The organism is Sphingopyxis sp. EG6 (genome assembly GCF_003609815.1).
GTDB lineage: Bacteria > Pseudomonadota > Alphaproteobacteria > Sphingomonadales > Sphingomonadaceae > Sphingopyxis.
In genome coordinates this window covers 322,466-336,681 of sequence record NZ_AP017603.1, presented here as the reverse complement: position 1 = coordinate 336,681, position 14,216 = coordinate 322,466, and the positions used below count along the sequence as shown (strand labels likewise).

Annotated in this window: 15 protein-coding genes; 6 read left to right on the top strand and 9 right to left on the bottom strand. The window is 65.3% G+C overall.

Going from position 1 to position 14,216, the window contains the following annotated elements:
- Positions 1–4 precede the first annotated feature (4 nt).
- From SPYCW_RS01560 to SPYCW_RS01545, 4 genes are all read right to left on the bottom strand, one after another.
- Positions 5–664, bottom strand: a complete 660-nt coding sequence (locus SPYCW_RS01560; RefSeq protein ID WP_120215281.1) for a hypothetical protein — start codon at positions 662–664, stop codon at positions 5–7.
- On the bottom strand, positions 661–2,328 hold the full coding sequence (gene recN, locus SPYCW_RS01555; protein WP_120215280.1) for a DNA repair protein RecN: 1,668 nt from the start codon (positions 2,326–2,328) through the stop codon (positions 661–663). Before recN ends, SPYCW_RS01560 begins: the two co-directional genes overlap by 4 nt.
- A gap of 47 nt (positions 2,329–2,375) precedes the next feature.
- Positions 2,376–3,167: an outer membrane protein assembly factor BamD gene (locus SPYCW_RS01550; RefSeq protein ID WP_120215279.1), complete on the bottom strand. Its 792-nt coding sequence runs from the start codon at positions 3,165–3,167 to the stop codon at positions 2,376–2,378.
- Positions 3,168–3,229: 62 nt separating this feature from the next.
- The gene (locus SPYCW_RS01545) at positions 3,230–3,946 is read right to left on the bottom strand and encodes a peptidylprolyl isomerase (RefSeq protein ID WP_120215278.1); all 717 of its coding nucleotides are present in this window, start codon (positions 3,944–3,946) and stop codon (positions 3,230–3,232) included.
- Positions 3,947–4,138: 192 nt separating this feature from the next.
- On the opposite strand from SPYCW_RS01545, the gene SPYCW_RS01540 reads away from it, so the two are divergent.
- The 6 genes from SPYCW_RS01540 (at position 4,139) to SPYCW_RS01515 (ending at position 8,703) form a co-directional block, all read left to right on the top strand.
- On the top strand, positions 4,139–4,813 hold the full coding sequence (locus tag SPYCW_RS01540) for a hypothetical protein (RefSeq protein ID WP_120215277.1): 675 nt from the start codon (positions 4,139–4,141) through the stop codon (positions 4,811–4,813).
- A gap of 48 nt (positions 4,814–4,861) precedes the next feature.
- Positions 4,862–5,239: an ArsR/SmtB family transcription factor gene (locus SPYCW_RS01535; RefSeq protein ID WP_120215276.1), complete on the top strand. Its 378-nt coding sequence runs from the start codon at positions 4,862–4,864 to the stop codon at positions 5,237–5,239.
- Between the two features lie 2 nt (positions 5,240–5,241).
- The gene (locus SPYCW_RS01530; protein WP_120215275.1) at positions 5,242–5,775 is read left to right on the top strand and encodes an SRPBCC family protein; all 534 of its coding nucleotides are present in this window, start codon (positions 5,242–5,244) and stop codon (positions 5,773–5,775) included.
- Between the two features lie 104 nt (positions 5,776–5,879).
- Positions 5,880–6,875 (top strand): acyl-CoA thioester hydrolase/BAAT C-terminal domain-containing protein, encoded by a 996-nt coding sequence (locus SPYCW_RS01525; protein WP_120215274.1) that lies wholly within the window; start codon positions 5,880–5,882, stop codon positions 6,873–6,875.
- 234 nt (positions 6,876–7,109) lie between these two features.
- Positions 7,110–7,685 carry a phosphoribosyltransferase gene (locus SPYCW_RS01520; protein WP_120215273.1) on the top strand — a complete coding sequence of 192 codons (576 nt, stop codon included), beginning with the start codon at positions 7,110–7,112 and terminating at the stop codon, positions 7,683–7,685.
- Complete coding sequence (locus tag SPYCW_RS01515) at positions 7,678–8,703, top strand: adenosine deaminase (protein ID WP_120215272.1); 1,026 nt, start codon at positions 7,678–7,680, stop codon at positions 8,701–8,703. Before SPYCW_RS01520 ends, SPYCW_RS01515 begins: the two co-directional genes overlap by 8 nt.
- A 185-nt stretch (positions 8,704–8,888) precedes the next feature.
- Here the strand turns inward: SPYCW_RS01515 and SPYCW_RS01510 are convergent, their stop codons facing one another.
- From SPYCW_RS01510 to SPYCW_RS01490, 5 genes are all read right to left on the bottom strand, one after another.
- Positions 8,889–9,929, bottom strand: a complete 1,041-nt coding sequence (locus SPYCW_RS01510; protein WP_120215271.1) for a rod shape-determining protein — start codon at positions 9,927–9,929, stop codon at positions 8,889–8,891.
- Positions 9,930–10,154: 225 nt separating this feature from the next.
- Entirely contained in the window at positions 10,155–10,631 is a 477-nt protein-coding gene (locus SPYCW_RS01505) for a hypothetical protein (RefSeq protein WP_120215270.1), read from the bottom strand.
- A gap of 94 nt (positions 10,632–10,725) precedes the next feature.
- Entirely contained in the window at positions 10,726–11,100 is a 375-nt protein-coding gene (locus tag SPYCW_RS01500) for a reverse transcriptase-like protein (RefSeq protein WP_120218037.1), read from the bottom strand.
- Between the two features lie 188 nt (positions 11,101–11,288).
- A complete protein-coding gene (locus SPYCW_RS01495) occupies positions 11,289–13,382 on the bottom strand; it encodes a TonB-dependent receptor plug domain-containing protein (protein ID WP_120218036.1) in 2,094 nt (697 codons plus the stop codon).
- Positions 13,382–14,113, bottom strand: coding sequence for a hypothetical protein (locus tag SPYCW_RS01490; RefSeq protein ID WP_120215269.1), 732 nt, complete (start codon positions 14,111–14,113; stop codon positions 13,382–13,384). Before SPYCW_RS01490 ends, SPYCW_RS01495 begins: the two co-directional genes overlap by 1 nt.
- Between the last annotated feature and the right edge of the window lie 103 nt (positions 14,114–14,216).

The following is a 14,216-nucleotide window of genomic DNA, read 5'->3' as shown; positions in this document are numbered from 1 at the left end:
TGGCTCAGCCTCCTTCCATCGCCAGCGTTGCCGTCGCCGGGATCTTCATTCCCTCGAACGCTTGCGCCGCATACGGTCCTGCGGGGTCGACCCAGTGCAGGAACAGATGCGCCGACCAGCGATTGGGGTTCGGCATCATCCGCCCGTGCAGACGGTGGACCCCCTGATACAGCACCGCATCGCCGGGCAGCATCGGCACCGACCCATAGGCCTCGGCGCCGAAATCGGGGTCGGCGCGTTCACGCGGCGTTTCGATATGCTGCGATCCGACCTCGAGCGGCCAAGGCTTGTCGTCGCTCGCGGCAAGTAGCAGCGACAGGCTATGCTCGCACGCGTGGCGGTCCGAATGGACGCGGCAGATGTCGCCCGCGCGGTACATGCGGAAATAGCAATAGGTCGGGCGCAAATCATGCCCGACCAGCGCGCTGATCGCCGGGGTCATTCCCCATAAAAAGGTCGCAAGCGGCGGATATTGCTGGCCATAGACCTCGACCGCCTCGGTCTTGAGCAGCGCCGATCCGCGCTTCAAGGCATCGAACGACACCCCGCCCCGGATCAGGTCGGATTTCAGGGTCGCCAGCAACGCGTGGGTGACGTCGATCGGGACAAAACCCGGCAGCGCCAGATAGCCCTCGCGTCGATATTGCTCCGCCCCGCCGGTCATATCGCCTCCAACAGCCTTTCCGCCTGCGCCCGCGCCTCGGCGGTCACCTCGGCGCCCGACAGCATCCGCGCGATTTCCTCGCGGCGGCCTGCTTCGTCGAGCGCGTGGACGCTGGTGCGCGTGACAACGCCCTCGCTCGATTTGGCGATGATCAAATGCGCCGCACCCTTCGCCGCCACCTGCGGGCTGTGCGTCACCGCAAGAAGCTGTTTTCCGGCGCCTGCCAGCCGCGCCAGCCGTTCGCCGATCGCGCTCGCCACCGCGCCGCCGACGCCGCGGTCGATTTCGTCGAAGATGATCGTGTCGGCGCCGCCCTCTTCGGCCAGCGCGACCTTGAGCGCCAAAATGAAGCGCGAGAGTTCGCCGCCCGACGCGATCTTGGCGAGCGGCGCGAAGGGCGCGCCGGGGTTGGTCGAAATGAGGAATTCGACGCGGTCGATCCCCTCCGGCCCCCAGCGCTCGGCGGGCAGACGTTCGATTAGCGTCTGAAAGCGCGCCGCGTCTAGCTTCAGCGGCACCAGTTCACTCGCCACCGCCGCATCGAGGCGAACCGCGGCCTTGCTGCGCTGGTCGGAAAGGGCGCTTGCCGCATGGGTATAGGCCGCAGCGGTTTCGGCCACCGCCGCTTCGAGCTTTGCCAGCCCCGCGCTGCCGCCCTCGATCGCGTCGAGCCGCGCTGCAAGCGTCCCGGTGAGTTCGGTGAGCTCGTCGGGCTGGACGCCATGCTTGCGCGCCATGGCGCGCAATTCGAACAAACGCGTCTCGGTCGCCTCGAGCCGGTCGGGATCATATTCCATCGCGCGCGCCGCTTCATGGAGCTTGCCCTCGGCCTCGTCGGCCTCGATGATCGCGCGGTCGAGCGCCGCCAGCGCTTCGGCGAGCAGCGGGTGGTCGCCCGCCAGCCGGTCAAGCCGCCGCGCCGCGCCGCGGAGCTGCGCAGGGCCGCTCTCGCTGCCCTCGAACGCTTCCATGATCGCGCCCAGATCGCCCGCGAGCCGCTCGCCCTTCTGCATCGCTGCGCGCGCTTCCGAAAGTTCGGCGTCCTCGCCGGGCTGGGGGCTCAGTGCCTGCAGTTCGGCGACACAATGTTCGAGCCACTCGCGGTCGCGTTCGGCCTCCGAAATCGCGGCGCGCGCGGCGGCAAGCCGTGCCTCGGCAGCGCGCCATGCAACATGCGCCGCGGCGACCGCACCCGTGTTCGCGCGCGCATAGCTATCGAGCAGCGCGCGGTGGCCTGCGGGCGCGAGCAGGCCGCGATCATCATGCTGGCCGTGGATTTCGACCAGATGCGCGCCAACTTCGCGCAGTAGCGCCGCCGAACAGGGCTGATCGTTCAAAAAAGCGCGGCTGCCGCCATCGGCTTTCAGGGTGCGGCGGATCAGCAAAGGCTCGCCCGGTTCGGGCGCCATCTCGTTTTCGGCGAGCAGCGCGGCCAGCGGCGTTCCCGCCGCGGGCGCGACAAAAGTGGCGGTGACCTGCGCCTGTCCGCTTCCCTGCCGCACCAGCGCGCTGTCGGCGCGCGCGCCGAGCGCAAGTCCCAGCGCGTCGAGCAGGATCGACTTACCCGCCCCAGTCTCGCCCGTGAGCACCCCCAGCCCGCGCGTGAAATCGAGGTCGAGCCGTTCGATCAGAACGATATTGGCGATGGACAAAGCGGTCAGCACAGGCCGTCCTTACCGCAGAACAAAGGCAGAATCTATTCCCGGCGCAATCAGGCGCTCGGCGCGTGCTTCTGCATCAGCTTGTACGCGCGCTCATACCATTCGTTGCCCGGATAGTTGGCGCCCAGCACCGCCGCCGACTTCTTCGCCTCGGCGGGAATGCCGAGCGACAGATAGCATTCGGTCAGGCGGTACAGCGCCTCGGGCGCGTGGCTGGTCGTCTGATATTTGTCGACGACTTCGCGAAAGCGGATCGACGCCGCCAGCCAGTTCGAGCTGCGCTGATAGAAGCGACCGATTTCCATTTCCTTGCCCGCCAAATGGTCCTGCACCAGGTCGATCTTCAATCGCGCGTCGGCGGCATAGCGGCTGTCGGGATAGCGGCGGATCACCTCGCCCAGCGCGTTCGACGCCTGCTGGGTGATCTTTTGGTCGCGGGTGACATCGCTGATCTGCTCATAATAGCTGAGCCCGATCAGATAATAAGCGTAGGGCGCGTCCTTGTTGCCCGGATGGATCGCCAGGAATCGCTGCGCCGCTTCGATCGCGGGCGTATATTCGCGGTCCATATAATAGCTGAAGCTGCTCATCAGCTGCGCACGGCGCGCCCAGGGCGAATAGGGATGCTGACGCTCGACCTCGTCGAACAGCGCCGCAGCAACGCCATATTGCTGGCGATCAAGCCGATCCTGCGCCGCGCGGTACAGCGTGTTGACGTCGCGCGCGACATAGCGCGTGTCTTTCTTGACCCCGGCGCCGCCACAGGCCGCCAGCATGGGGGTAATAACCAGAGCGGCAGCGAGCAGGCGCACGGTGGCGCGCGAAGGGGTGCGATGAGTCATGCGCGCGGTATAGCCACAGCGCCGATGAACGCAAAATAAATGATGGGTGGTTCGCCGCAGATTTACGGCGCCTTTACCACGCACCCTTTCGGCGCATCGGCGGGGGCGGGAACGCGGCGCGCGGTCTTGATCGTGACCTGCGGCTCCAGCATCTGGCCCTTCATCACCCCGTCGCCGGCCGTGGGCGAGATGGGCGCGTTGAAGATCGCCGCCGCGACATCGGCGCCGCTGACGATTTCGCCGAACACCGCAAAGCCCGCCCCGTCGCCGCCGGGTGCATCGCTGTCGAACCCCTTGATGTCCGACAGCAGCAGGAAAAAATCGGTCGTGGCATCGCCGGGGTTCAGCCGCGCCATCGACAGCGCGCCCTTGCAATTGGTCAACCCGCTGGTCTTGGTCGGCTCGTGCGCGATCGGTGGGAAATTCTTGCGCGCATCGCCGCGATTGCCCGCCTGCACCAGCTGGTTCGCCGGCCCCCAGCTTTTGGTCGAACGATAGAATTTGAACCCGTCCATCCGCTTGGCATCGACATAGCGCAGGAAATTGGCGCTGGTCACCGGCGCGCGTTTGTTTTCAAGCCGCACGGTGATCGTGCCAAGGTCTGTGACCAGCGCAACATAGGGCCGCGTGTCGGGCGCGACGACCGGCACCGGCAAGGGTGGCGGCGGGGGCGGAGGCGCCATCATCGGCCGGACGGTCGGGCCGGTACCCGGCGGCGTGGTCACGACGGCGGGACCAGCCTGCGCCGTCAGGGCGAGCGAAAGAAGGATCGTCAACATCCCCCGCTTATGATCCGATCGCCCATGGCACGAAAGCCGAAATTTGCCGCGCCCCAGCGGGCGCATCGCCCCCTGTGCGCCGACGCCGCGCCATTTCTGATCTCAGGGGTCGTTGGAAAGGAGCCGGAATCCGGCTAGATCACGCGCCAACCGCGCCACATAGGCCAGACATGGGCCAGACAGGGGAAAAGCATGACCGATACGCCCGACCATGATCCAGCCCCCAGCGCCGCCGCCGCGACCGAGACCGCATCGCGCCTGCTCCGCTATCTGCCGCTGATCACGATCGCGCATTTCCTGATCGGCCTGCCCGCGCTGATCGCGTCGCTCGCGCTCGCCTGGTTTGCCTTTGTCCAGGCCGATGCGACGCAAAAGATGCAGACCGGCGGGGTGATGCCGTTCGTCACCTTTGGCACCAGCAACGGCGACGCGGACGGCAATCAGGATATTGCGCTGTCGCTGACGAACAATGGCGTCGGCCCCGCGATCCTCGGCCCGATCGAAATTCGCTATGAAGGCAAGCCGATCGCCACGCCGCTCGAACTGCTGCGGGCGTGCTGCACCAATACCCCGGCGCAGGCGCTGCGTTTTTCCACCTCGCCGTCCAGCGGGGTGGCGGTACGCCCGGGCGAGACGCTCGAATTCATCAGCTTTCCGCGCAGTCCGGCATCCGAACAGGTGTGGCAGAAGCTCAACCGCGAACGGTGGAAGCTCAAGGTCCGTTCCTGCTATTGCTCGATATTCAACGATTGCTGGGTGACCGAGGGCATGCAGGGATTGCCAAGGCCGGTGAACACATGCCCCGCCGACTGGACGCCCTACCGCGAAGACGCCGGAAATCGGATCGCCGGGATCGCCGTCAAATAATTCAACCAAACGGTTGACAATAAAATTGGTCTGATCATATTCAACCACATGGTTGAATATGATTCGCTCGCTCTCGATATGGTCTTCCACGCGCTCGGCGACGCAACGCGCCGCGCCATGCTCGGCGAGCTTGCCGCCGGCGAGCGCAGCGTTGGCGACCTCGCCGCGCCCTTCGCCATGTCGCTCGCCGCGGCGTCGAAGCATATCAAGGTGCTCGAGGGCGCGGGGCTGATCCGCCGCGACGTGCGCGGCCGCACCCATATCTGTAGCCTCGATCCGGCGCCGCTGATGTCGGCCGACCAGTGGCTCGGCATCTACCGCCGCTTCTGGACCGATCGCCTCGACACGCTCGAAGCGCTGCTGCGCGCGCCCAATTCGGGGACGCCTGCCGTCAAACCACCCCTCCCCGGGAAAGAAGGAGAATGATTATGGCCACAATGACGACCGCCGACGCTTATGGCGTCGTTCGCGAGGATGCGACGCTGACGCTCGAACGCCTGCTGCCCGGCCCGATCGAGCGCATCTGGCCCTATCTCGTCGACAGCGACCTGCGCCGCCAGTGGCTCGCCGCGGGAGCGATGGAGGAAAAGGTCGGCGCCGCGGTCGAACTGGTGTGGCGCAACGACGAGCTGACCGATCCGCCCGGCACCCGCCCCGAAGCCATGGGCGACGAACATCGCATGACGTGCGAAGTGCTCGAATGCGACGCGCCGCACCGGCTGGCGATCAGCTGGGGCAGCACCGGCGGCGTCGCTTTCACCCTTGAGGAGCAGGGGAGCGAGGTGCTGCTAACGATCACCCACCACCGCGTGACCGACCCCGCCGTCCTGCTCAACGTCAGCGCCGGCTGGCACGCGCATGTCGATGTGCTGGAGGCAAAGCTCAGCGGCACGCAAGCCACCCCGCACTGGGACAATTTCGTGCGCCTACGCGAGGTATATAAGGCGCGGCTGGCAGGCTGATCGCCATGCACTAGTACAAATGGGGCCGTGCGAGCGGCCCCTTTTTTGTCGCCAATCCGGAAACTGTTCTATATGGATAATACAGTTCGACGGGAAGGGCGACGATGAAACGCAAATGGAAAATCACGCTTGGACTGCTGGGCGCGCTCGTTGTTGTCGGCGCGGGCGGCGCGGCGTGGATGATCGTCCAGCCGCCGAAACCGGCGCGGATCGTCGATGCGGGGCCCACCGGCCAGCGCGTGGCGAACAACGGCATTCTTGCCAATTATTTCCCCGCTCAGGGGTCCGATCCCTCGCCCGCCATATTGCTGCTCGGCGGGTCCGAAGGCGGCCTGGGCAAGGACATGCACGCGCTCGCGCTGTTGCTGCAAGCGCAGGGCTATCACACGCTGCAACTCGCCTATCACAACGCTCCCGGCAAATCGGCGAAGCTGAAGAATATCCCGCTGGAGGACTTCTACAAAGCGCTCGACTGGCTCAAAAGGCAGCCGCAGGTCGATCCGAACCGGATCGGCATTGTCGGCTATTCGAAAGGTGCCGAGGCGGGGCTGGTGGTTGCGACGCGCTATCCGGGCATTCGCGCCGCAGTGCTTGGCATGCCGTCGAGCGTCGTGTGGGACGGCATGTCGGGCGAAAACTATCTGTTAGGATCGTTCAGCTCCTCCTGGAGCGAGAAGGGCGAACCGCTGCCGCACCTCGCCTATAAGGGCCGACCTGGCGCCGACGGGCTGATGCCGGTGTTTGTGAACGGCCTCAAGGAAGTGAGCGCCAATCCCGCCGCCGTCATCCCGGTCGAGAAATTTGAGGGCAAGCTGATGCTGATCTGCGGCGAGGCCGAAAAACTGTGGCCCAGCTGCCCGATGACCGACCAGATCGTCGCGCGAGCCGCCAAGAATGCAGCGCCCGCGCCGGTCGTGCTGCGATACAAGGATGCCGGACATGGCGTGATGGGGGCGCCCTTTACCGACGCCAAGACGCGCCGATCTTGGACGCAGCTGGGCGGCACTGAAGCGGGCAATGCCGCGGCGCGCGCCGACAGCTGGGCCAAGATCAGCGCCTTCCTGCACGCCGAGCTGGGCACCAAAGCTACGGCCGACTGAGGTCGATTGCCGCAAAATAGCGCGAAACGTCCGTTCGTCGCTATGTGACAGCGAGGATTTGTCTCATTTTCGTCACCCCGGACTTGATCCGGGGTCCATGCAGCGGCCGTGGCGATGGATCCCGGATCAAGTCCGGGATGACGATAGTGGAAAAGTTGGCGGCTGCTTCCCACCCCAACGCCCCCAGCCACCCATTACCTTGCGAACCCCGCCCCGCCCGATTACCCCTCGGCCATGACCGCCGACAAAATCTTCATCAGCGCCAACGACCTCCTCGCCGATTCGCTGCGGCTGGGGATGCAGGTGATCGACAGCGGGTTCAAACCGACCCACCTCGTCGGCATCTGGCGCGGCGGGGCGCCGGTCGGGATCGCGGTGCAGGAACTGCTCGATTATCACGGCCAGCATTGCGACCATATCGCCATCCGTACCTCGTCCTACCACGGCATCGACCGGCAGGATCCGGAGGTAAAAGTGTTCGCGCTCGGTTATCTGATCGACACGCTCGATCCCGACGACCGGCTGCTGATCATCGACGATGTGTTCGACAGCGGCCGCAGCATCCGCGCCTTCATCGCCGAGCTGAAAGCCCGCTGCCGCCACAATATGCCGCGCGACATTCGTATCGCGACCGTCTGGTTCAAACCCGGGCGCAACGTCACCGACCTCCACCCCGATTTCTTCGTTCACGAAACCGACCAGTGGCTGATCTTTCCGCACGAAATCGACGGGCTGACGATCGACGAAATCCGCCAGCACAAGCCCGAAGCGGCCATCATCCTGCGCGAAGAGGGGCATACCAATGGCTGACGGTTTTGCTTCGGCTGCCGAGCGCGCTGCGTTCATCGCGGGCCTGCCCAAGGCCGAGCTCCATCTGCATATCGAAGGCTCGCTCGAACCCGAGCTGATGTTCGACCTCGCGCAGCGCAATGGGGTCGCCATCCCCTTCGCCAATGTCGAAGAGGTCCGCGCCGCCTACGCCTTCTCGAACCTCCAGGATTTTCTCGACATCTATTATCAGGGGATGGGCGTCCTCCACACCGAGCAAGACTTCTACGACCTCACCGCCGCTTACCTCGCTCGCGCGCATGCCGACGCGGTGCGCCACGTCGAAATCTTTTTCGATCCGCAGGGCCATACCGCGCGCGGCGTCGCGTTCGGTACCGTCATCACCGGCATCACCCGCGCGCTCGACGATGCGCAGGCGCGCTATGGCATCACCTCGAAACTGATCATGTGTTTCCTCCGCCACCTCGACGAAGCCGACGCCGAGGCGACGCTCGACGAAGCATTGCCATATCTGGGCCGCATCGACGGCGTCGGTCTCGACAGCTCGGAGGTCGGCCACCCGCCCGCCAAGTTCGAACGCGTCTTCGCCCGCGCCCGCACCCTCGGCCTCAAAATCGTCGCGCATGCGGGCGAGGAAGGTCCGCCCGAATATGTGTATGAAGCGCTCGACCTGCTCCAGGTCGACCGCATCGATCATGGCAACCGCAGCCTGGAAGACCCCGCCCTCGTCGCGCGCCTCGCCGCTCGGGGCATCACGCTCACCGTCTGCCCGCTATCAAACCTGAAGCTGTGCGTCGTCGACAACATCGCCGCGCATCCGCTGAAAACCATGCTGGACGCGGGGCTGCATGCCACGGTGAACAGCGACGATCCCAGCTATTTCGGCGGCTATGTCAACGCCAACTATCAGGCCGTCGCCGACGCGCTCGACCTGTCGAGAGGCGACCTGCTGACCCTCGCGCGGAACAGCTTCACCGGGTCGTTTCTGGATGACGCCGCAAAGGCGGCGCACCTCGCCGCGATCGACGCTTACGCCTGACTGAAGAAGGTCAGATACTGATTGTTTGCGGGCAAGCTGTCGTTTGAAATCCGTTCGTGTCGAGCGAAGTCGAGACGCGCTGACATCGTGCATGACCTCGCGTGTCTCGACTTCGCTCGACACGAACGGGAATAGAGGGCAGCCTGGAAACCTCCCCCTATCGGCCCATCGGCGTCCAGCCAAAATCAAGCCGCAATCAGCACCCCATGGTACGACCGGTCCTCGAACGCCTGCCCCGCGCCCATCGCGACGCAGATCAGCGCATTGTCCGCGACCCGCACCGACAATCCGGTCGCCTCGGCGATCGCGACGTCCATCCGGCGCAGCAGCGCGCCGCCGCCGGTCAGCGTGATGCCTTCGTCGATGATGTCGGCGGACAATTCGGGCGGCGTCTGTTCCAGCGCGGCGCGCACCGCGGCAACGATCTGCCCGACCGGTTCGGCCAAGGCCTCGGCGATTTCGGCCTCGGTCACTTGCACCTCCGACGGTCGGCCGTTGACCAGGTCGCGGCCCTTGACCGCGATGATCATGCCCTCGCCCTCGGGCGCAACGGCACAACCAACCGCCAGCTTGACCCGTTCCGCAGTCATTTCGCCGATCATCAGATTATGTTTGCGGCGGATATAGGAGGAGATCATGTCGTCCATCTTGTCGCCGCCGACGCGCACCGAATTGCTGTACGCGATGCCGCCCAGCGACAGGATCGCGACTTCGGTCGTGCCGCCGCCGATGTCAACGACCATTGCCCCCAGCGGCGCGGTGACATCCAGCCCGGCACCGATCGCCGCCGCCAGCGATTCCTCGATCAGCTGCACCGACACCGCGCCCGCGTTCGATGCGGCATCGCGGATCGCGCGGCGCTCGACCATCGTCGATCCCGACGGGACACAGATCACGACGTTGCTGCGCTGGCGCAGCACCCCGGCGCCGCCCTTCGCCTTGTCGATGAAATGCTTGATCATCTGTTCGGCGACATCGATGTCGGCGATCACCCCGTCGCGTAGCGGACGGATCGCCTGGATGTTGCTGGGCGTCTTGCCCATCATCAGCTTGGCCTCGTTGCCGACGACTTTTACCCGCCGCACCCCGTCGCGCGTTTCCAGCGCGACGACCGACGGTTCGTTCAGCACGATGCCCTTGTCGCGGACATAGACGACGGTATTCACGGTCCCCAGATCGATGGCCATGTCATGCGCGGCCGAACCGAACCGATTAAAAAATTTCATATGCGCCGAACGCCCCTGGTGATGCGGATTGGAGAATCGGGCGCGCGCGCGGTCACGCCCGCAACACCCGTGGATTTCGGCTTGTGACGATGGTTAAATCAGGTCAACGCCGCTGGCGCAGACCGTTGGTTTATCAGGCCCGGTCGAGCCGGACGCGCCACTTGCCGCCGCCCAGCAACGCTTCGTCGTCCAAAGCCGCCATTGGTCGGCGATCGCCGCGCGGCGCTAGGCGCTGCCGGGAACGATGAATTTCAGGCCCTGCAATTTGACGATCGCGCCATCGGCGCACAGCGGCGCGGCGATCAGGCGCATCCAGCGCGGCGGCGCCGCGGTCGGCCGGATTTCGACATCGAGCGTAAAGCCGCGGCGATGCTTGATCGCATAGGCACGCAATTTTTCCATCGCCGCGCGCGATCCCTCCTCGTACAGCGCGGCGGCCTCGGCGCGCGTCACCGCGGCGCCGCGCGGCAGGCCGAAAATATCAAAGACCTCGTTCGACCAGCTCAGCCGGTTGCCCGCCGCCAGGTCGCATTCCCACCAGCCCGGCAGCCCGGGCCCGAACCGCTCCACCGTCGCGATATCGCCGCTGTTCGCCACCGCGTCGAGCGTATCGGCGCCGTGCAGCCGCCCCAGCTCGAAATAGCGTTCGCGTTCATACAGCGGCCAGCTGTGATGCACGGGCAAGGGATGGGTCGGCTTCAACGCACCGTTCTTTCATTATATTGCATCGGGATAGCCACGCTTCCCCTTGCAAGAACTAGTACAGATTTGCAACCAGATCGGATGCTATCGCGGGTCAGCGCCGGGCCAGCGCAATGCCCGCCAGATTCTGGCTGCGCTTGACATGACGGACGCGCGGGGCCGGGCCGTCGCCGACCAACGCTCGGAATACCGCCAGATGTGCAGCAGCCCCATGGCGCGCCGCAACCGCGCCATTCGCCTGCGCGACCACCGCCGCCGCATCGCCCAGCAAGACAAAGTCGCTGAGCCCGCGCGCTTGCGCCAGCCGCAGCGCCGCGATCAGCGCCAGCCATTCGGCGTCCATGCTGCTGCCTGTCCCGGCCGCGCGGTCGATCGCCGCGACCCCGCCGATCACGACGGCAATCTCCATCGCACCGGGATTGGGGCGGCACCCGCCGTCGAAATAGATTTTGGTGCGGCGGGGTTTCATCGCGCCGGGCATAGCGCGAAGGACCGAACGCTGGAACCACATCCTCCCTGTCGCGCAGCGATGGGGAGGTGGCAGCGCGAAGCGCTGACGGAGGGGCTTTGGCACTACCCTCGCAAAGCCCCTCCACCATCCGCTTGGCGGACGGTCCCCCTCCCCATGGCTGCGCCACAGGGAGGATCATGTCCCCCCTAAAACGTCCCGCGCGCCGAGAAGGAGAAGATCGGGCCGATCAGCCGGTCGCGTTCTTCGACAAAGGCGATCGGACTCGCACCGCGCACCCCCGTGTAAACGGAGCGGTCGCGCTTCGACCGGGCGTTGGCGATGTTGCGGACCTGCGCGCGCACGGTCAGCCCCATCACATTCTTGTGCTCGACAAAGACCGTCGCCCACACCGGCCCTTCCCAGATCTTGTCGCTCTGGTTGCGCCGGTAACTCGGCTGGTTGTGCGTATATTCGGCGTCAGCGCCCCATGCCCAATCGGTACCCGCGACATCGTGCCGAACACCGACATAGGCGACCGTATCGGTGAAGCCGTTCCACTGGCGCTTTTCGCCGGTAAAGGGATCGCGGAGCGACGATTTCTGGAGCAGCAGCCGCGTGTCGAGCTTGACCCCCTTCAGCCCCGCAGGGTCGAGGTTGATCGTCGCAGTCCAGTCGATCGCGCCTGCCTTTGCCTTGGCGATATTGCCGACCGCCTCACCGTTCGCACCGACCGGCACGACATCGACGCGGTCCTCGACATCGCGATAAATCAGGATCAGCTTGGTCGATCCCCACGCGCCGAACTTCTTGTTGATCTCGGCCTCATAGGTCCAGTCCTGCTGCGGGCGCAGGTCGTTGTTGCTTTCATTCTGGTTGCCGTCGTTCAGGAATGCGCGCGCCAGAAAATCATAGAAGGACAGTTGCAGCACCCGACGACGCAGTTTCGCCGACACGTCGAAATCGGACGACGGCGTCCATGCCAGCGAGATCGAGCCCTTGGGGCGGAAAAAGCTGCGCGTTAGCCCGTTCATTCCGGTCTGGGTGATCGTCGAATGTTCGGCGCCGCCGATAATCTGGAAATTGAGCGTATCGGTCAGCTTGCGACCGAAGCTCAGCAAGCCTTCGTAGCGATCTTCCTTCACCCCGCCAGTGCCGCCGACAAACGGTTGTTCGATAAACACTCCGTTCGCATCGAGCACCGCGATCGACGCGACATTGTCGAGCTTGTTGAACGCTGCCTCGCCCGACAATTGCCAGTCGCCGCCCAGCATCTTCCACTGATATTCGCCGCGTCCGATCGTTTCGCCGATGTCGCCGGTCTGCGCAAAGCGATCGCCCGTGGCGGCGCCGCCGATGGGGGTGGTGACGATCTCCTGCACATAAGGTTCGTGACTGAAGCGGCGCAGCCCGATCAGCTTCAGCCTGCCCGGCCCCACCCCGAACTGATAATCGCCGTTGACCTCGTAATTCCAGGCATCGTCGGTCTGGCGGACGATACGCTCGCGGTCGGGTTGGCCCGGCGACACGCGGACGCCATCCTCGTCATAGCGGTCATATTCGCGCTGATAATGTCCGCCGATGTTCACCACCGTGTCACCCGCCGGATCCCAGGTCAGCCGCCCCGACAGCTTCGGCGCATCGAAATGGGTGTTCCAGACGTCATGGCGCCGTTCGGTGACCTGCCCCGCGCCGTCGGTGATGATCGTCGGCCCGCCAGCACCGCTGCGCCGGGCGCTGTCATTGCTGAGCGCAACCTCATATTCGACCGTTCCGCTGCGCCCGCGAACCGACACGTCGGCGCGGGTAAACAGCGGGTCGGTATGATGCGCCCGAAATTCGGGTTTCCAGGAAAACTGCCCCGAAAAACTGTCGGCGCGATAGACGATATTGGCGACCTGCCCCGAAAGGCCGGGAATATCCAGCGTCGCGCCATCGACAATCTCGATCCGTTCGACATTTCCCGCCGGGATGCGCGACAGCTGGGTGTACATATCGTCACCCTTGTTCGATGGCCGCTCGCCGTTGAACAGCACATTGCCCGTCGCCTGCCCCAGCCCGCGCAGATTTTCATTGTCGCGGATCGAAAAGCCGGGAACCTGGTTCAGCATGTCATAGGCGTTTGTCGGTGCGTAACGGGCGAAATCGGCGGCGGTGAAGACCTGCCGCGCGCTGCCGTCCGCGCCCGTCGCCGCCGTCGCTGCGGCAGCGGGCGGCGGCGCTTCGCCGGTCGCCGCAGTTTCCTGCGCCAGCACCGGCGATGCGATCGCGGCGGACAATGCGCAAAGGCTGATCAGCCGCATCACTTGACCCCCTGCGTCGCGCGGTTCATCGCCACGGCATATTCGCCGGTGACCCCCATCGCCTTCATCCCCACGACATCATGGGCGCTCAGCTTGCGATACCCCGCCGCGGCCAGCCCGCGCACATAGGCGCCGTCAACCCCCAGCGCCTTGCACGCGATCGCATCGTCGACGTCGGTCAGCACCAATGCTTCGGATTTCAGGTCGCGAAGATAGGCAGGGGTGACCTCCAGCGCTGCTGCGGCGATCAGCTCGTCGGCGTCTTTCGGCTTCGCTCCGGCATCGGTCAGCCCATCGGCCAGCGCGATCGTCGCGTCGACCATCAGCATCGACAGCATGTCGCTGCGCCGCTCGGGCACCAGCGCGCGCGACGCCAGCGCCGCCTCGAACGCGGGGTCAGAGGTAAAGCGGCAACGCCCCGTCCCTTCAAACGCGCGCGTCAGCGTGCCGGTACAGGCGAGCGTTCCCGCCTCATGTTCCACCGTAAAGGCCACCGGCCCCGCCGCGCCCTGCAGCGCATCGCGGGCGGGCGCCAAGGCGGCGCGCGCGCTGCCCAGCGACAGATCGCTGCTCGACCGCCCGTGGCTCACCCGCAAATGCGGCTGGCCTTTTCCGGGCTGCGCTTTCCATTCGATGTCGGTCATCACCAGCGGGTCGGCGGCATTGCTCGGCGCGGCGCAGGCGATGACGGTCATCAGCGCGGCGGTTGCGGCGATCATGGGGGTTTTCATGGCAGCACTCCTCTTGCCGACGCTGGACGAGCGTCATCGCTCGCCCCCGCAGCGGCGTTTCAAAACAAGGCTTCGATCAACGATATTCAGGCTTGGACGAATG